General features: G+C 34.9%; 17 protein-coding genes. 15 read left to right on the top strand and 2 right to left on the bottom strand.

Annotation, left to right across the window (positions count from 1 at the left end):
- Positions 1 to 101: 101 nt before the first annotated feature.
- Together BUC16_RS07115 and BUC16_RS07110 are read left to right on the top strand one after the other, a co-directional pair.
- A complete protein-coding gene (locus BUC16_RS07115) occupies positions 102 to 578 on the top strand; it encodes a DUF6146 family protein (RefSeq protein WP_073369294.1) in 477 nt (158 codons plus the stop codon).
- A 30-nt stretch (positions 579 to 608) separates the two neighbouring features.
- Entirely contained in the window at positions 609 to 923 is a 315-nt protein-coding gene (locus tag BUC16_RS07110) for a DUF6787 family protein (RefSeq protein ID WP_073369292.1), read from the top strand.
- A 1-nt stretch (position 924) separates the two neighbouring features.
- On the opposite strand, the gene BUC16_RS07105 is transcribed toward BUC16_RS07110, so the two are convergent.
- Positions 925 to 1,218 carry a hypothetical protein gene (locus tag BUC16_RS07105; RefSeq protein ID WP_073369291.1) on the bottom strand — a complete coding sequence of 98 codons (294 nt, stop codon included), beginning with the start codon at positions 1,216 to 1,218 and terminating at the stop codon, positions 925 to 927.
- A 173-nt stretch (positions 1,219 to 1,391) separates the two neighbouring features.
- Between BUC16_RS07105 and BUC16_RS07100 the strand changes: the two genes are divergently transcribed.
- The 5 genes from BUC16_RS07100 to BUC16_RS07080 all read left to right on the top strand — a co-directional run bounded on the left by BUC16_RS07100 (position 1,392) and on the right by BUC16_RS07080 (position 5,399).
- The gene (locus BUC16_RS07100) at positions 1,392 to 2,099 is read left to right on the top strand and encodes an ABC transporter ATP-binding protein (protein WP_073369289.1); all 708 of its coding nucleotides are present in this window, start codon (positions 1,392 to 1,394) and stop codon (positions 2,097 to 2,099) included.
- Between the two features lie 105 nt (positions 2,100 to 2,204).
- The gene (locus tag BUC16_RS07095; protein ID WP_073369288.1) at positions 2,205 to 2,969 is read left to right on the top strand and encodes a TIGR02757 family protein; all 765 of its coding nucleotides are present in this window, start codon (positions 2,205 to 2,207) and stop codon (positions 2,967 to 2,969) included.
- A 190-nt stretch (positions 2,970 to 3,159) separates the two neighbouring features.
- Positions 3,160 to 4,542, top strand: coding sequence for a hypothetical protein (locus BUC16_RS07090; protein ID WP_073369286.1), 1,383 nt, complete (start codon positions 3,160 to 3,162; stop codon positions 4,540 to 4,542).
- Positions 4,539 to 4,865, top strand: a complete 327-nt coding sequence (locus tag BUC16_RS07085) for an STAS-like domain-containing protein (RefSeq protein WP_073369285.1) — start codon at positions 4,539 to 4,541, stop codon at positions 4,863 to 4,865. The genes BUC16_RS07090 and BUC16_RS07085 overlap by 4 nt, the downstream gene beginning before the upstream one ends.
- On the top strand, positions 4,866 to 5,399 hold the full coding sequence (locus BUC16_RS07080; protein WP_073369283.1) for a hypothetical protein: 534 nt from the start codon (positions 4,866 to 4,868) through the stop codon (positions 5,397 to 5,399).
- 210 nt (positions 5,400 to 5,609) lie between these two features.
- Here BUC16_RS07080 and BUC16_RS07075 read toward each other — a convergent pair whose 3' ends face one another.
- Positions 5,610 to 6,464 (bottom strand): AraC family transcriptional regulator, encoded by an 855-nt coding sequence (locus tag BUC16_RS07075; RefSeq protein ID WP_073369282.1) that lies wholly within the window; start codon positions 6,462 to 6,464, stop codon positions 5,610 to 5,612.
- 417 nt (positions 6,465 to 6,881) lie between these two features.
- Here BUC16_RS07075 and BUC16_RS07070 point away from each other — a divergent pair, with 417 nt between their 5' ends.
- From BUC16_RS07070 to BUC16_RS07035, 8 genes are all read left to right on the top strand, one after another.
- Complete coding sequence (locus tag BUC16_RS07070) at positions 6,882 to 7,967, top strand: mandelate racemase/muconate lactonizing enzyme family protein (protein WP_073369280.1); 1,086 nt, start codon at positions 6,882 to 6,884, stop codon at positions 7,965 to 7,967.
- 142 nt (positions 7,968 to 8,109) lie between these two features.
- On the top strand, positions 8,110 to 8,925 hold the full coding sequence (locus tag BUC16_RS07065) for an alpha/beta hydrolase (protein WP_073369278.1): 816 nt from the start codon (positions 8,110 to 8,112) through the stop codon (positions 8,923 to 8,925).
- A 166-nt stretch (positions 8,926 to 9,091) separates the two neighbouring features.
- A complete protein-coding gene (locus BUC16_RS07060) occupies positions 9,092 to 11,857 on the top strand; it encodes a T9SS type A sorting domain-containing protein (RefSeq protein WP_073369523.1) in 2,766 nt (921 codons plus the stop codon).
- 69 nt (positions 11,858 to 11,926) lie between these two features.
- On the top strand, positions 11,927 to 12,685 hold the full coding sequence (locus BUC16_RS07055) for a trypsin-like serine protease (protein ID WP_141226097.1): 759 nt from the start codon (positions 11,927 to 11,929) through the stop codon (positions 12,683 to 12,685).
- A gap of 472 nt (positions 12,686 to 13,157) precedes the next feature.
- On the top strand, positions 13,158 to 13,526 hold the full coding sequence (locus tag BUC16_RS07050; protein WP_073369275.1) for a response regulator transcription factor: 369 nt from the start codon (positions 13,158 to 13,160) through the stop codon (positions 13,524 to 13,526).
- A 26-nt stretch (positions 13,527 to 13,552) separates the two neighbouring features.
- Positions 13,553 to 14,629, top strand: coding sequence for a HEAT repeat domain-containing protein (locus tag BUC16_RS07045; RefSeq protein WP_073369273.1), 1,077 nt, complete (start codon positions 13,553 to 13,555; stop codon positions 14,627 to 14,629).
- A 1-nt stretch (position 14,630) separates the two neighbouring features.
- On the top strand, positions 14,631 to 16,061 hold the full coding sequence (locus BUC16_RS07040) for a glycosyltransferase family 2 protein (protein WP_073369271.1): 1,431 nt from the start codon (positions 14,631 to 14,633) through the stop codon (positions 16,059 to 16,061).
- A gap of 24 nt (positions 16,062 to 16,085) precedes the next feature.
- Positions 16,086 to 18,446 carry an alkaline phosphatase family protein gene (locus tag BUC16_RS07035; protein ID WP_073369269.1) on the top strand — a complete coding sequence of 787 codons (2,361 nt, stop codon included), beginning with the start codon at positions 16,086 to 16,088 and terminating at the stop codon, positions 18,444 to 18,446.
- Positions 18,447 to 18,506 lie beyond the last annotated feature (60 nt).

Below are 18,506 nucleotides of genomic sequence, written 5' to 3'. Positions count from 1 at the left end.
ATTATAAGCAAAAAGGCTGTCTGAAAAGGCGGCCTTTTTTTATGCTAAAAAACTACTAATCAACTATTTGTTTTTGTAATTTTATGGTTCATTTTACGCCCATGAAAAATTATATTTACATAATCGCATTTCTTCTTTGCCTAATTATGGGTTGCAACTCTTCGAAATCAACAGTTTCAAGTCCCGAGAAAACATTGACCATCAAAAACGACTCCATACAAATTACCCAAAAACCAGTTCGGATTACCAATGACACGATTCGAATTGCCAATGATTCCTTGCAATATGAGGTAATTATCATAGACCCCGGTTTTAGTACTTGGCTCGTTAGCATGTCTCAACCCCGAGGTTATCATTCGCTAAGCTATTTGGAAATCAAAAACCAAATCTATGTCAACGAATGGAACAATCGTGTATTGCAACCTCAACGATACAACCCGAATTTGTATGAAATGACCATTAACTATGAACCACAAATCCACTATGGCTATGAAGTGAATTACTTAATTTATAATTACATGATTTATTTTCAAAACACTTTCAAACAAAAATTGAATGGTTATGTTCCAACCAGATAATCTCACTATATTTGTTATTATTTAGAGAATATGAGGGACTTAAAAAAACGTTGGGGCATTGAATCGAATTTTCAATTGGTAATTATTTTTGTGGTTTTTGCAATAAACGGTTCTTTGTCGGCGAAGATTTCTAGTTTTGCAATGAATTATTTAGGCATCAATAATGAAAACACCCATTGGATTCCCTATTATTTAATTCTTATTCTTTTGGTGTTGCCCTTGTATCCTTTCTTGCTGATGTTCTTTGGTTGGCTTTTTGGCCAATCCAAATTTTTCTTTCCCTTTTCAAAGAAAATGTTGAAAAGTATGGGATTGGGATTCTTCTTCAAGGAAGAAAAAAAGTAAATCAACCTTTCTTTTTTATCCAATAATTATAAATCCAGGTCAAGGTAAAAGAAGGAATCACATCGCTAAACGGAATGACTTCTTCCAGAAAAGCAAAAACTCCAGCCACCTTCCCCATTTTGCCTTTATACATTCTCGTCATCAGAAACCCGGCAATTGGAGCCCAAACCACGTCCGAGAATTCTCCAATGAGCGGAATAGAAAATGACAACATTCCGATTCCGTCAAACAACAATCCCAGAATAAGATCCCTGCTTTTATTGTCTGCTTGTTCCACTTGAATTTCTTCTTTCATTTTTTAAATTTTCAAAACAAAGATACAAATCCAATGCCAAGATAATTTCAGATTTTTGATATTCGATTTACGATTTAAAACCATCATCCTAAATTTTATTTTACCTCAAAGTCAAAAGATAATTTTAGAAATCAGCCAAAATCTTTGTTTCTTTGTGAAAACTGTTCCAATTCATGATACAAGCAAAAAACATACATAAATATTACGACCAACTTCACGTACTCAAAGGAGTTGATTTACATATCCAAAAAGGCGAAATCGTTTCCATCGTGGGCGCTTCTGGAGCCGGAAAAACGACACTTTTGCAAATTCTTGGCACATTGGATCACCCGAGTCCCGATAACTATCGGGACGAACAGAGCGAAGCTAAACCCACCATCGAAAACGGAATAGGATTGCGCATCAACGACCAAGACATCCTGACGATGAACGACAAAACCTTGTCCAAATTCAGAAACTTGAATTTGGGATTTATCTTCCAATTTCACCAATTATTGCCGGAATTCACTGCTTTGGAAAATGTTTGCATTCCCGCTTACATTGCCAATAAATCAAAACAGGAAACAGAAACGGAAGCCAAAAGACTGTTGGAATATCTCGGACTTTCACATCGAATCAACCATAAACCCAACGAACTTTCGGGCGGAGAACAACAACGTGTGGCCGTGGCGAGAGCATTAATCAACAAACCTGCCATCATTTTTGCCGATGAACCTTCAGGAAATCTCGACACGCATTCCGCAGAAAACCTGCACCAATTATTCTTCAAACTGCGCGACGAGTTTGGACAAACTTTCGTGATTGTAACCCACAACGAAGAACTCGCCAATATGGCCGATAGAAAACTGGTAATGGTGGATGGGCAAATTAGTGGGCAGTAAGCAGTCGCAGTGTTCAGTTTAAAACAAATAAATTAATCAAGGATGAGATTGCTTCGTTCCTCGCAATGACATCAACAGAAAAATTAGTTTCATCAGCGTCATATTATGAATCAATCAAAACTCAAATCCTTCCTTGACGAAAAAGTCTTGCAATACAACACGCTGGATTTCGTCGAAAGTGATCCCGTTCAAATACCGCATCTGTTTTCACAAAAAGAAGACATCGAAATTGCCGGTTTTTTGAGCGCCACCATCGCTTGGGGCAATCGCAAAATGATTATCAAAAACTCCCACAAGATGATGGATTTGATGGGGAATTCGCCTCATGATTTTGTGCTATCGCATACCGAAGATGATTTGGAACGATTGGAAACTTTTGTACACCGAACCTTCAACGGACAAGATTTTATGGGTTTCATCAAAGGTTTGCAACACATTTACAAAAATCACGGCGGTCTCGAAGCTGTTTTTGCCAAACACCAAGAATCGAATTCGATGCAAAAAAGCATTTCCGAATTCAAGAAAACATTCTTCGAAATCGAACACCAAAACAGAACCCAAAAGCACATTTCCGACCCGATGAACGGCTCTGCGGCCAAACGCATCAACATGTACCTGAGATGGATGTGTCGCCAAGACAACAAAGGCGTTGATTTGGGCATCTGGAAAAGCATTTCGCCTTCGCTCCTATCCTGTCCGCTCGATGTGCATTCCGGCAATGTGGCCCGAAAATTGGGCTTGTTGACCCGAAAGCAAAACGACGGAAAAGCTTTGGCAGAACTCGATTCAAAACTTCGTGAACTCGACCCGAACGATCCCGTGAAATATGATTTTGCCCTATTTGGATTGGGCGTTTTTGAAGGATTTTGATTAATCGCACTACGATTTTAAAATATATACAAGCAAAAAGTTCTTTTAATTATTTGTAAATAATTATTTATATATTTGACTTAAAATAAAGCACGACGCTTATCACTACAATCTACCCAAAATTAGGTGTATACTAGCGACCACGTCATTACTATGTACAAGTTAGTAGAAATACTTAAAAACCGCAAAATTGAAACAACCATCTCAATATATAATTCGTAAACGTTTTAAAAGAAAACTTATATTTAAAAGTAAACAAAAAAAGAAAAGAATAATAGCATTAAACTATAATTTAACTCTTAATAAAGAGTTAGATGGTGACCTATCATACGAAATGCAAATTAATAAATGGTTGCCAAAAAACATCAAATTTATATTAGCTAAAATTGAAGGTGTTGATTATTATTATTCTGATTATGTAATAGATTACGAAAAATCCGAGTATAAAATAAAAATTCCGAAAAATTTTTGCTTAAATACTCAGAGAAATAATTCTTTACGCTTTATATATACACTTGTTAATACTATTCTTTCTGATGCATTCAGAACTATCATAATTGATTACAGTAATTGTAAAGATATTGATCTTTCAGCGCAAATATTTTTAGACATTATTTTAATTGATTTATTTAAGTTCGGAAAAAAAAGAAGTTTATATTCTAAAACAAGACCTATTTTGCGAACAATTGGTGGAAGAAATATAGAAGACGAGAACATCCAAAAAATTCTTTTTTCAATTGGCTCTCCTGCAATTATTAACAAAAAAGTCCATAAATTTGAGGACATTGTACCTTATAAACTATGTGTTCACAACAAAGAAAAAAAGAGCATAAATAATGACAAAAGAAAAGAAATTGATGCAACTGATTTAGTTCAACACGTAATAAGTTCTCTTGAAACAATACAAAAAAAATTATCAATAGATACTATAGAAAACCTAAGCACGGTTTTTGGAGAAATCTTAATTAATGCCGAAGAACATTCAACTCAAAATTTCAGGTATTCAACAGGTTATTTTCAACAAATTTCTAATGAAAAATTAAAATCAGCATATGGAATATATCATTTAGTAATTTTGAATTTTGGTGATTCTATCTACCAAAAATTTAAATCTCCAAAATGTACTAATCTTGAGATTAAAGATAGAATGGCTGAACTGTCAAAAAAATATACTGAAAATAATTGGTTTTCGAAATCATTTGATGAAGAGACTCTTTGGACATTATATGCTCTTCAAGAAGGAATTACTTCAATACCGATTGAAGATTACAAGAGAGGAAACGGATCAATTAGATTTATAGAAAGTTTCTTTAATTTAAAATCAAACTCACAAGATTTAGATAATATATCAAGGTTATCTTTGATATCTGGTAATACAAATATTATCTTTGATGGAAAATATGAAATAAGAGATAAATTGATAGGTAAAGATAGTTTTAAAGTTATGACGTTTAACGAGAGTGGAAACATTGAAGATAAACCAGATAGAAAATATGTAAAACATATTAAAGACTGTTTTCCAGGAACAATTATAAGTGCAAAAATATTAATTACTAAAGATGATGTGATATGAGCTATACAATAGATTTAGAATTATATAGAACGAAAGGCGCTAAAATATTTACAGGAAGAGATCGAGGCAGAGAAGTCAGAATTGCTTGTAAAATTGATTCTGTAGCCGAACAATATGATAAAATTGATATTATTATTCCTTCAGATCTATTTTCTATAAATCCATCTTTTTTTGAAGAGCTTTTTATAAATGTTGTAAAGAAATATAAAGAAGATAAGTTCTATGAAAAATTCAACTTTATGAATAAAGGTGAATATCCTTACGAAAAGCCGTTAAAAGAAGCTATCAAAAGAATTTTACGAGAAAACACAGCATTAGATTAGATGTTTAAATTTTATCTTTTTGAAAATGAAACTGATTTACTTGACAAAGTAGATAAAATTTCCAATATAATAATTGCAACTTTTACTTTAGGGTTCTCAATTTATATTTGGTATATTAGTCAGCATAAAGAGAAAAAAAATGAACATACGAGCCGAAAAGTTGATTTTCTAAAAAGTATTGTTTTGGATAACAATCTTATTTATTTTTTTCAATTTCACGATCAGATCTTAACATTTCTTGAGAGCTTTAAAGGTCGTACAATTAGTAATAGTGATCGGTCAACAATAAACCTTTTAATGATTGATGAATTAACAAGATATCGTTTAAGATTTTATGACTTAATCTTACCAATAGATAGAAAACTTTACGAAACATTAAAAAACAGTTCAGACACATTAATAGACGATTTAACTATTAAAATCTTTGACACAACTTTTGATCACTTTGATATACAAAATTTTGAAAACTCTATTTCAAATTTAATCATTGAAACAAGAAACAAATCTTTAGAAGCAATTATTTTTGTGGAATAAAATAGTACTTCAGCTAACAGCCGTTACACGAGACCCGCTCCGCAAAGTCTCCGACTTTGAGGCAGTGACTTTCGGTTTCCAACCGATTTTATTCTAGATTTTTTCTTTTATGTCAGTCACAGACTGACGAACACATCCTCAAAGTCGGAGACTTTGCGGAGCAAATTTGGGCAATTGGCTTAATGGAAAATCACCGTTGATTAATTCGTATTAGATAGATTTATAACTGTTTCTGTATTCCAAAGGCGTCAATTTGATGAAACGAATGAACAATCGATGAAACAAACTGATGCTGTTGAATCCGCATTGATAACCAATTTCCGAAACCGTATGGTCTTTTTCGATTAATAACTGGCAAGCCAGGGCAATCCTGAATTCATTCAAAAAAGTAACGAATGTCTTGTTGTGCACTTTTTTGAAATAGCGACAAAACGAAACTTCGGTAAGTCCAACCAAACCGGCCACTTCCGAAAGCTGGATTTTGGATTGCACATTGTTTTTTACATACGCCTGGATAATGCTTATCCTGTCGCTGTCCTCGGTGGTAATATTGGTTTTGAAACTCGAAGACGACAAAAGCGTGAAATCTTTTTTACTGGACAGTTCGTTCAACAATTCCACAAAACGCATCAGTTTTTCGAATGGAGGCAAATCGACCAAATCCATAAGTCTTTCTTCCATTTTAACGGCAGTCTTGACCGGAAATTTAATTCCTCTGGCGGATAATTCGAGCATTTTTTTAATGGTGTAAAATTCCGGTTTTTGGATCCAATCATTGCCCAACAAGTCTTCGTTCCATTGGATAATCACGGCTTCCACTTTTGAAGTTTGGGCTCCAACCGTTTTCCAGGAATGGGGCAAATTAGTGCCAACCAACACAAAATCGCCTTTGCCGAAATTATGGATGCTGTCGCCAACATAACGCATTCCGCTGCTGCTAACGATATAAGTCAGTTCGTATTGCGGATGAAAATGCCAAGAAGCCGGAAATTCATTGTCCTGAAAAAACGAAACCCGCAACGAATGTTCGTTGTTGTCCATTACATTTCTGTATTCAGCTTTCATTGGAAACTATTCAATTATTGGTGGAAAAGAATTTTTAAAACAAAAATAGACTTTTTTAAACATCAAAAAGACATTAACTACTTTTGAATGCTAAAATAATGCACAATTTAGATAATTGAGTTAATAATGATAACTTAGAATACTCTTAATTTTACTTCGAATTATTTACAAAAAAGATTCTACTGGCTTTTGCGTGAAAGACAAAAAGGTAAACCATTAAGGGAATGAAGAAAATTAAGATTTAGAGCGTTTTTAGTTGTATGTTAATTAATGGCTTGAAAATAAATAGCACTATTTCATCCAAAATAAAGTAAAAACAACTTAATGAACCTTAATTTTCTAAATGGTTGAAAAAAGAATAGACGCACAATATTTCCAGTAGAACCACAAAAAAAACAGAATCAACAAACTATTGACATGAACGATAAAGAATTACAAATACAGGAAATCGAACTATTCAAATTGGTCAGTGTTTTAAAGAAACCCATATCGGATGCCACGCACACACTCAGCGAAATTTCGTTTGTGGTGTTGCGCTTGAAACTTCGCAACGGAATTGTGGGGGAATCCTATTTATTGTCCTTCCAATATTCGCCTGAAGCCATCAAAGGGGCCCTGAAAGATTGCATGGATGCCGTAATTGGGCATTCGGTAAACGAAACGGGACTTGTGTTTGACAAACTGAATCATTTGCACGAATATTTTGGACAAAATGGATTGTTGAGTTGGGTTCAAGGTGCCATCAACATTGCGATGTGGGACGCTTGGGGCAAAGCCTTGCAACAACCGCTTTGGAAATTATGGGGAACCCACAAAGAAAAAGTTTCCTTGTACGGTTCCGGTGGCTGGATTTCCTATTCCATCGACGAATTGATTGAAGAAGTTACCAATTATGTGGATCGCGGATTCAAGGCCGTGAAAATAAAAGTGGGTTCCCCGAATTGGAAAACCGACGTGGAGCGCTTGAAAAGAGTAAGAGAAGCCGTTGGAGACAATGTCAACATCATGATTGATGCGAATCAGGGAATGAAATTGCCCGAAGCCATCCAATTGGCGAAAGCCGCAAACGACTTGAACATTTATTGGTTTGAAGAACCGTTGCACCACGAAAATTTTGATGGTTATCAAACCTTGAAAAACCAAACGGGAATTTCTTTGGCAATGGGCGAACGGGAATTCAACACCCAACCGCTCATCGAATTAATCAAACGCAAAGCAATCGATATTTGGCAACCCGATATTTTGAGAATAGGCGGTGTCGAAGCTTGGAGAGAAAGTGCGGCCATTGCGGCAGGATTCCACATTCCGGTATTGCCGCATTATTACAAAGATTATGACGTACCGTTGTTGTGCACGATTCCAAATGGCGTTGGCGCGGAATCTTTTGATTGGATTGATGATTATATCGATAATCCAATGCTTGTGAAAGACGGTTTTGCCTATCCTCACCAACAACCGGGTTGGGGTTTCAATTTTATTGACGATTATTTGAAAAAAATATAATTCATGAAATTATCTTGTTTTTATTACAATTAAAACCATATTCTTAACTAAACACGGTTTATTTTTTTAGTCTTTTATTTTTTTTGTGAAAACAAATAAAATTCAGTATCATTGCTTAATCGTTAAAGCAAATGATAAAAAGATGAGTAAATTTAAAAAAATATTAAAATGGGTACTGATACTGGTACTTGTTTTATATGTAAGCCTGTGTTGCTTTTATTACTTTTCACAAGAAAAAGTGCTTTTTAACACATCCGTAAAACTCAAACACGAACACGTTTTCAAATTTTCGGAACCGTTTGAAGAACGATACATTCCCATGCCCGACAAAAAGAAACTCAATGGAGTGCTTTTCAAGGCAAAAGAATCCAAAGGACTCATTTTATGGTTTCCGGGTGGTCGAGGGATGATTGACAGCATAGGTGTTGATTCTAAACCCTATACTGATTTGAAATACGATCTTTTCATTCTTAATTTTAGAGGATATGGAAAAAGTGAAGGTGAAATTTCCAGTGAAAAGCAATTCAAGCAGGACATGCAATCCGTTTATGATTACTTCAAAAAAGAATATCAAGAAAAGAACATCATCCTTTTTGGATATTCTGCCGGAACTGGACCAGCTGCTTCAATTGCAGCATCCAACAATCCTAAAATGCTGATTCTGCAAGCTCCCTATTACAGTATGGAAAATGAGGCTCAAAGAGCATTTTTCTACTTGCCAATTCCATTATTAAGCAGATATGAATTCCCTATTTATTCGTATTTACAAAAAACAAAATGCCCAATTGTGCTCATTCACGGAGATAATGACAAGAAAATCCCGGCAAAAACTTCCTCATACCGATTGAAAGAATTCTTGAAACCAACTGATCAATTGATCATTCTTAAAGGTCAAGGCCATAATTATTATTTGGAAAATGCAGCATACTTACACGAACTCTCCAGGATAATAAAATAGTTTTTTTTTAGAAATATTAAAAAAACATTTAACTATCCCTAGAGCCATAAAAGAGTACAGACCACATACCATAACAGTACAGAACAGAACTAATTTATTATATACAATTTTTAATATCATTAAAACTACTAACCCAAAAACCACAATTAAAATGTTTAAAAAAACGATGAAGCTATCACTAATTACCACAATAGTCTGGCTTACTATGTCTGCAACCGGCGTTTTTGCACAGAATCCTGTCGTAAAAATTGATTTTGACCAATCTGGAAGATCTACAGCTGAAGTTAGCGAACCTGGCTACATACCTTGGGTAATTGCTTCTGGAACCACTGCCTCCAAAACAGAAAATGGAGTTACTTTCAAGATAACTAAAGGAACGAATGGAACTCAATTAGCTACAAATTGGTACAAAGCTGGATTACTGTCACCTGATTATGCAAGATTAATCAGCGATGGTGTGACGGTAAAGGACGGCACGGCAAACCTAGGTGGAGCAATCGAATTAACTATCAGTGGATTAGCCACTGGCAATCACACTCTTCTGGCTTTTTTGAATGCAGTAGATAGTCCTACAACCAATACATTTAGCCCTATTGATGTTTCTGTAAATGGAACTTTGATTTTCGACAATGTAATTCCAACTGTAAGAGCAGTAAAAACAGCAGATGCAAAATCAGTTTATTTGAAATTTCAAGCAACAGCTGGAACAGATGTGGTTATATTATTTGCAGCCGAAACTTCAGGAACCGAAAATGTAAAAAATGTAATGCTTAATGGATTCGAATTAAACACTCCTAATATTTTTGATCAAGCAAAAAACCCAATTCCTGGTCATAATGACGAACATGTCGAATTAAATTCTGGAGGTACTTTATTGCAATGGACTTCTGCCGATGATGCTTTATCTCACAATATTTATTTTGGAACTGATTTAACAGCTGTTCAAAATGCTACGACAGCATCAGCTGAATATAAAGGCAATCAAATTAAAACAAACACTTCATTTCCAGTTAATGGATTATATACAGGTGCAACTTATTATTGGCGAGTAGATGAAGTTTTAGCAAACAATGTAATAGTTAAAGGGAATTTATGGCGTTTTCGTCCAGTTCAATTGGCTTTTCCTGGAGCTGAAGGCTATGGCCGTTTTGCACGTGGAGGAAGAGGCGGAAAAGTGGTAGCCGTAACCAATTTGAATGACAGTGGTCCTGGAAGTTTGCGTGATGCCGTTACGAACGACATTGGCCCCAGAACCATTGTTTTCAACACTTCAGGAATCATCCAATTGAATTCTCGTTTGGTATTGAGTCAGCCTTATGTGACAGTAGCAGGTCAAACCGCTCCTGGAAAAGGAATTTGTATTCGCTCGGCTCCTTTTGGAATTACTGGTAATGATGCCATCGTTCAAAATGTAAGAGTGAGATTAGGTGGTGGAGCAACATTCGACGGTATGGGATTAACAGGCGCCAACAATAGTATCATTGATCACTGCTCCATCAGTTGGACAATAGATGAATCTTTTAGTTCACGCTCAGGTAAAAATATTACGTTGCAAAGAACCTTGATTTCAGAAGCACTTAATGCTGCTGGACACACAAATTATCCAGCTGGAACCCAACACGGGTATGCAGCAACCATTGGTGGCGATATCGGAAGTTTTCATCACAACCTTTTAGCACACAACTACGGACGTAATTGGAGTTTAGGTGGCGGACTAGATGCAAATAATTTTTTTGCCGGTAAAATGGACATCACCAATAATGTAGTTTACAATTGGGGGTCCAGAACAACAGATGGAGGAACCAAAGAAGTCAACTTTGTTGGTAATTATTACAAACCAGGGCCTGGTATGGAATTACAGCAGTATGCATTGACAATGGATCATGAAAATGACTTTGGGGGTATGCAAAGAGCCTATTTTAATGGCAATATTATGCCTGGTTATTTTAATGAAACAAATCAAGAATTGGGAAGAAGATCCAGGTTGTCAAATGGTGTTACAATTAACTATGAAACATTTGTAACAACGCCATTTTTTCCTTCCTATGTAACCACTCAATCGGCTGCAAACGCCTATAAAATTGTACTTTCCGACGTGGGATGCACGCAACCTGAATTGGACAATCACGATCAAAGAATGATTACCGAAACTCTAGGCGGAACCTATTCCGTAACAGGAAGTGTAACCGGCAAAAAGGGTTTTCCAGACAATGAAGCAGATGCTGGCGGTTATGAAAACTATCCCGTAATCAATAGAGCTGCCAACTGGGATTCCGACAATGATGGATTACCAAATTGGTGGGAAACTATTAAAGGCACAAATGTTAATTCTGCTAACGGGGATTTCTCCGATTCAAATTTAGATGCCAATTTAGATGGTTACACCAACCTTGACGAGTATTTACAATGGATGTCCCTACCGCATTATGAATCTCCAACAGGAAATAAAGTAAGTATCAACATCCAAAAACTTTCCAAAGGATTTACAAGTGGTGTTAGCTATGCTGTATCCAACGTAGTTAACGGAAATGCCGTTTTAGTTTCTGATGTGGTAGAATTTACCCCAACAGCCAATGGATTAGGCTCTTTCAATTTCACCGTGACGGACAATACTGGAGGAACCATGACTCGTAAAGTGAATATTGTGAGCGGATACACTTTGTTGTCAACAGTAGACAATGCAGAAATCAACTCCGGAATTACCGTTTGGCCAGTTCCCAATAAAGGTTCTTTTTCTGTATTAGTGGCAAATGATGGTGCTGAAACCGAATTTAAAATCTATGATATTTTAGGAAAAGAAATTAGAAAAGGGACTCTTAACGGAAATCATCAGGAAAACATCAACCTGCAATCAAAAGGGGTTTTCATTATAAAAATCTATGAGCCAAGCACTAAAAAAATATTGCACACACAAAAAATCATCGTGCAATAGTTTTTTTCCTATTTTTGATACAAATGGCAGCTTAAAAAGTTGCCATTTTATTTTAAAAACAAAACAACTATGAAAATATTCAAGACCAGTATGAAATTCGCTTCTTTTTTTACTTTACTGATACTAATGACGGCGTGTTTTGGACAGGAAAAAGTCTCAACCAAAACATTTGATGCCATTACTTTAGTCAACAAAATCTATTTTTTTGACTCCAAATTGGATCAACCCAAATTCAGTTGCGGATTCTTGTTGCAATACAATAACGAAACCTACGCAGTAACTGCAAAACATTTATTGAAAATCATCAAGCCCGAAAGTATGAAAACCCTAACATTTGAAAACAACATCAAATCCTGGTCTTTATATCCTTTGGACAATAAATCCGAAATGGTTGCTTGTGATAAATTGTTAAACGAAAACAAGTCTGAAAATTTAGAAGCTAAATCAACTTACGACAATGACTGGCTCGTTTTTTCGATAAAAGAAAACGGGTCAAAAGTGAAACCATTGCAAATAAGAACTTCTCCTTTAATCGCTGGAGAAAAATTGTATGTGGTAGGCTGGACAAGAAAAATGGAAACCGGAAAACAAAGAGTCTATGAGTTTGAATATTATAAAACCATTGGCAACCGAATTCTTTTAAAAGATGTTATTGTTCCAGAACAATTTGGAGGTTTGAGTGGAGGTCCTGTTATTGACGAACAAGGATTGCTTGTCGGAATCGTATCCGGCGGGACTGTTGATCCAGATACAGATAAAAAGTACTTTTCTCCTTGTTCCGTCACGAATCTTGTGCTATTTTTAGAAAAGTTTAAATCTGGGAAATAGTATTTTGATTTAAAACCAGTTTAAAATCTCTTATTCCTTTTTATCACACCCCTTTTGATATAATTATTACGTTAAATAATTGTGTCAAAGGGGGTGCTTTTTAATTGCCCAGACACTAAAAAATCATCATTCAAATTCCAAAAAGAATTCTAAAAACACAAAAAGTGATTTTGGTCATTATTGCTTGTATTTTGGTCATCAAACAGCCCACTGAACATTGCAAATTTGTACCATTAAAGGAAAAACTGGCCATTTGAAGATTTTCTGTGCAATTTATATTTTAAGCTTATATTTTTATATTAAAAAACATAAACTTAATCCTATGTTTATTTAATTTTACGCACTTTATCTATATTTTTGAGCACTTTATCGATTATTTATGAACTTTTTTATAGTATATTTGATACATCTAATTCTTGATAAAGAAAAATAGGATAAATCAAATTATTATTAAAATACAAATAATACAATAATGAGTAACCCTAAAAAAATTGTTCTGGCAGAAGATAATTCAGTCCTTTCATTATTACTGAAATTTAGATTGGAAAAAGAAGGATATAAACTGTTAATAGCTGTTGACGGAAAGCAAGCCATCGAATTAATCGAAGAGCACGATCCTGAACTAATTCTAACAGATATCATGATGCCGTTTGTGAGCGGATTAGAAGTCATAAGTCATGTAAGAAACAAATTGAATCTGCAAACTCCAATCATCGTTTTTTCATCAGCTGGACAAGAAGAAATCGTACTTAAAGCTTTTGATTTGGGAGCTACCGACTTTATGAGCAAACCGTTCAGTCCCCATGAATTGGTAATCAGGGTAAAAAGATTATTGATTTAGCATTTCAAAAATAAATTAAGATCCAAATGAATGAAAATCTACATCTTTTAGAATCTTCTAATGACTCTTCACCAATAATCGTATTGTCGTGGTGGCTGAGTGGTATTTTCTTTCTAATTATCGTATTGTTGATACTTTACGTTAAACGCTTAAGAAACCATTTAAGAGTTAATGCAAAAATAGAGGCCAAATATCAAGAAGAATATGAATCTTGTCTTGTTACGTATTTGTATTCAGGAAATGAAGAGGAAGCCTTTAGCCCAGAACAACTATTAATCATCTCCGAATTAAAAGAATCCATAGTCGATCCTTTTAAAAGAAAAATTATTATTTCAACATTATTGAAGTTACGAAATGAGATATCCGGTGAAATGGGTGAATCTATTGATAAACTCTTTGTTAAAATGGGACTTTTGCGTTACTCATTAGCCAAACTGAGAGATAAAAAATGGGATGTCATTGCTATAGGAATCAGGGAGCTTACACAATTTAAAATAATGGGAGTCAATAAATTAATATTGAACAACATTAACCATCCCACTAAAGAAGTCCGTAAAGAAATGCAATTATACTTGGTTCATTTATACGCTTTCAAAGGACTTGAATTTTTGAATGTTTTGGAAACTCCCTTATCCGAATGGGACCAGATTCAATTGTTGGAAATCCTTCAGCTTAACAATGACTCACAAATTGCAGACATCAAACCATGGTTGAAATCTTCAAATGATTCCGTGGTCAATTTTACTTTAAAACTGGCTAAACTTTACAATCAATTTGAAGCAAAAGACGAGCTTATCAAACTGTTAAACCATAAGAGTGAAGAAGTTAGAATCAACACCATTTCTGCATTAAGCCATTTGAACATATTGGAAGCTAAAAACATCTTGAAAAACAGTTTCAATGAACGCAGTCTTGAAGAACAAATCACTTTTCTCAAAATGATGGAAAATGTACATGAAAATAGCGACAAACCTTTTTTACTGGAACATATGCATCATGAAAATTTTGAAATCAAGTCATTGGTAATGGAAATTTTGAAAAGCATCAATTTTGAAGAGTCTGATTTATACGAAGTCGAAACTAAAAAAACAATAACCGCCTAATATGGATACAAGTACTCTACAAATAATAATGTCGATCATTCATTATTTTTTTATTGTTTTTGCTGCAGTTGCCATTGCTTCTTATGTAATATTGGCGATAATTTCAGTTGTCGAAACAATTGAATACATGAAGAAAAACAGCTTTGTCAATTACAAGGAAATATCGACTTCTACTTTTTCTCCTTCCATTTCAATTATTGCACCTGCCTACAATGAAAGTTTGAACATTGTCGAAAATGTGCGTTCTTTGTTATCGAGTCATTACGTGAATTACGATGTTATCATTGTAAATGATGGAAGTAAAGATGATAGCCTAAGCAAACTTATTGAAGCCTACGACCTAATTCGAATAGATCATTATATCAATGAGCATATTAAAACCAAGCCTCTAAGAAACGGTGTTTATAAATCTACCAATCCAGCATTTGATAAATTGACCGTGGTCGACAAAGAAAACGGAGGAAAAGCAGATGCCTTGAATATGGGATTGAATATTAGTAAAAACAAATATGTGGCTTGCATAGATGTAGATTGTTTGCTATTGGAAGATGCCCTTCAAAAATTGGTTAAACCATTTCTGGAAGCTACAGACACCAAAGTGATTGCAGCCGGCGGAGTGATAAGAATAGCCAATTCATGCATTGTCAAGGATGGTAAATTACTTGAAATAAACTTTCCAAAAAAATGGTTGGAACAGGGACAAATTTTAGAATACCTGAGAGCTTTTTTATTGGGACGAATGGCGTGGAGCAGACTCAATGGTTTGTTGGTAATTTCTGGTGCCTTTGGGTTGTTTGACAAAAAAATAGCCATCAAAGTAGGCGGTTACGACACCAATACCGTGGGGGAAGACATGGAAATTATTGTGCGAATGAGACGCTACATGGAAGACCAAAAACAAAAATACAAAGTGGCTTATATTCCTGACCCTCTCTGCTGGACAGAAGCCCCGGACAATTATAAAACATTCATTTCCCAAAGAAACAGGTGGACTCGTGGAACTATCGAAACACTCAAAAAACACCGTAAAATAGGGTTTAATCCAAAATATAAAGCTTTGGGACTTATCAGTTATCCGTATTGGTTCTTTTTCGAACGAATGGCTCCAATTATTGAAGTTGCAGGTATCATTTATTTTGGAATTCTTGTCGCTCTCGATCAAGTAAGATGGGATTATGCTTTTGCATTTATTGTCCTCGCCTATTTGTTTTCGGTTCTTTTTTCCATCGTTGCCATCGTTTCAGAAGAACTTACTTATCATCAATACAAAAAGAAATCAATAGGTCGTAGATTAGTATTGATAGCTTTCCTGGAACCTTTTGTCAATCATCCAACTATTCTGTATTCTGCAATTAAAGGAAATATAGATTACTATTTTTACAAAAAAATAGAATGGGGACACATGACAAGAAAAGGAATGACCCAAGGTTAAATATTAAAAGTATTATTCTAAAAAATGGAGATTAAAAAAATTTTAAACAAAAGTTGTTTCAACAATAGCCATACCTACATCTATTTAACTTTTTCGGCAATTGTCACGTTTTGGTTGTTAAGCCTATTCGAAATTTGCTCAACACTGTCAGATGGTTCCGAGAACCAAAATATTGGAGCCACTTTGGTATACAAACTACTGAATGATTTTTGGGCTGGAGTTGTCATCGGATTGCTGTTTGTCCCATTTTATTTTGCTTTTCTTTATATAAAAAAGCCTATTGGAGTAGTATTGATTAAAGTGTTGTTTGCTTTGGTCATCATTATTCAATTTGCTTTGGTAAAATACAGTCTTACCACGCACATCAATCTTGGGGCGGATCTATTGGGTTATTCCTTGGATGACATGTACACCACGGTTACGGCTTCTGAATCTTTGTCCCTACTCTATTTCCTGCCTTTTATACTAATGCCTCTACTTTATTTGGGCATAAATTACCTTTTGAAAAAGTTCACGAATGGGCGACAAATTTTTGCCACTTCCTTCATTTTCATAATTATTCTGGGAAGTTTAAAATTGCTTTCTCCTGATTCAACGGCAGCTGTTTATCAAAACAAACTCCATTTTCTGACCAAAGACATTGCTACTTTTCAAAATGAAAAAAGCACATTGGACATATCTAAATTAGTTTACAAGAAAGAGTATCCTTTGCTAAAACCATTCAATGAAACAAAAGATGTATTGGCTCCGTTTTTTAATATTCAGGAAGAAAAACCAAATATTGTAATAATTATAGCAGAAGGATTGGGCAGTGATTTTATAGGAAACAATTCTTATGGAGGTTTTACGCCTTTCCTCGATTCCTTGACTTCAAAATCGCTCTATTGGGAAAACTTCGTAAGCAATACGGGTAGAACTTTTGGTGCGGCTTCATCGCTATTGGGTTCTCTACCTTATGGAGAAAAAGGATTTTTGGAATTAACCAAACTACCCTCCCATATTTCACTTTTGAGTGTTTTAAAAGCAAATGAATACACGACTTCTTATTATTGTGGTGATGATTCCAGTTTTGACAGGAAAATAAATTTTCTGGAATACAATGAAATCGATCATGTAACCGATATAAAAAAATTTGGCCCAGGCTATGTCAAAACCAAAGAAAATTCTGGAGGATTTTCTTGGGGCTATCCTGACGCCGAAATATTCAAAAAAACATTGTCTGAAATGGACAGTAAAAAAACGCCGCGATTGGATGTCATTATGACCCTTTCCAATCATGAACCTTTTGATTTTCCTTCAAAAGATGTTTATTTGAAGAAAGTGGACAACATTCTGAATACAAACAGCACCTTGAATGTTAAAAAAGACGAAATAGGAGCCTACAAAGATATTTTTGCAGCACTTCTTTATACGGACACTTCCATTAAAAACTTTATGGAAGCTTATTCCAAAAGGCCGGAGTACAAAAACACCATTTTCATCATTACGGGAGACCACCGATTGATCCCGATACCACAAAAAGATGAACTATGTAGATTTCACGTGCCGTTGTTAATTTATAGCCCGATGTTGAAAAAAGCGGAAAAATTCAAATCAGTTTCTTCCCATTGGGATGTAACCCCGAGTTTGCTTTCGTTTTTGATGAATAATTACAAGTTCAACAAGCTTGCAAAAACAGCTTGGATGGGTGACGGATTAGACACTGCCAAAGAATTTAGAAACATTCATCAAATCCCTTTAATGCGATACAAAGGAAGCATCAACGATTATATTTATAAAGATTACATGTATTCCGGTGGAGAACTGTATAAAATAAATGAAAATTTCGAAACCAATAAAGTTTACGAAGAAAACATATCTAAAACCATGGCGGATTCCTTGCTGAGTTTTAAAAGATTGAATGCTTATTTAACCAAGAAAAACAAAATTTTTCCGGCTTCCTTAAATAAATATTCACAACCGACAGTTGAATTTTCAAAGGCTGAATTGGCAACCATAAAAACCCTGGCAAAGAATTTAACTTTTGACCAGACTTTTCTTGTTGCCAGAGATTTGGCATTCAAAAAAGACTACAAAAAATCGACATTGTTGTGCGATTATATTTTGAATGAAGTGCCAAATTATTCCGAGGTACGAACTTTAAAAGGACGAATGTTGGCTTGGGACGGAAAATACGATAAAGCGGAAACCGAATTGCTGGAAGCCATCAAAAGAACTCCTTTTGAAACCGACGCTTATTTGGCATTAATGGATGTATACAAGTGGTCGAACCAAAATGCAAAAGCCGTTCAAATTGGCAAAAAAGCAATCGATTCTGGAATAAACAACCCAGAAATCAAAGCCAAATTGGCACAGGCAAAGGCATCGATAAACCAGAAAACATAAAATTAAGAATACAGACAAGCTTTGCAATTATTGAAGCTGAAAATAAAAACACTTAACTTT

This window comes from Flavobacterium fluvii, from assembly GCF_900129545.1.
Classification (GTDB): domain Bacteria; phylum Bacteroidota; class Bacteroidia; order Flavobacteriales; family Flavobacteriaceae; genus Flavobacterium; species Flavobacterium fluvii.
The sequence above is the reverse complement of the archived record's forward strand: the minus strand, read 5'-3'. Positions and strand labels throughout refer to the sequence as shown.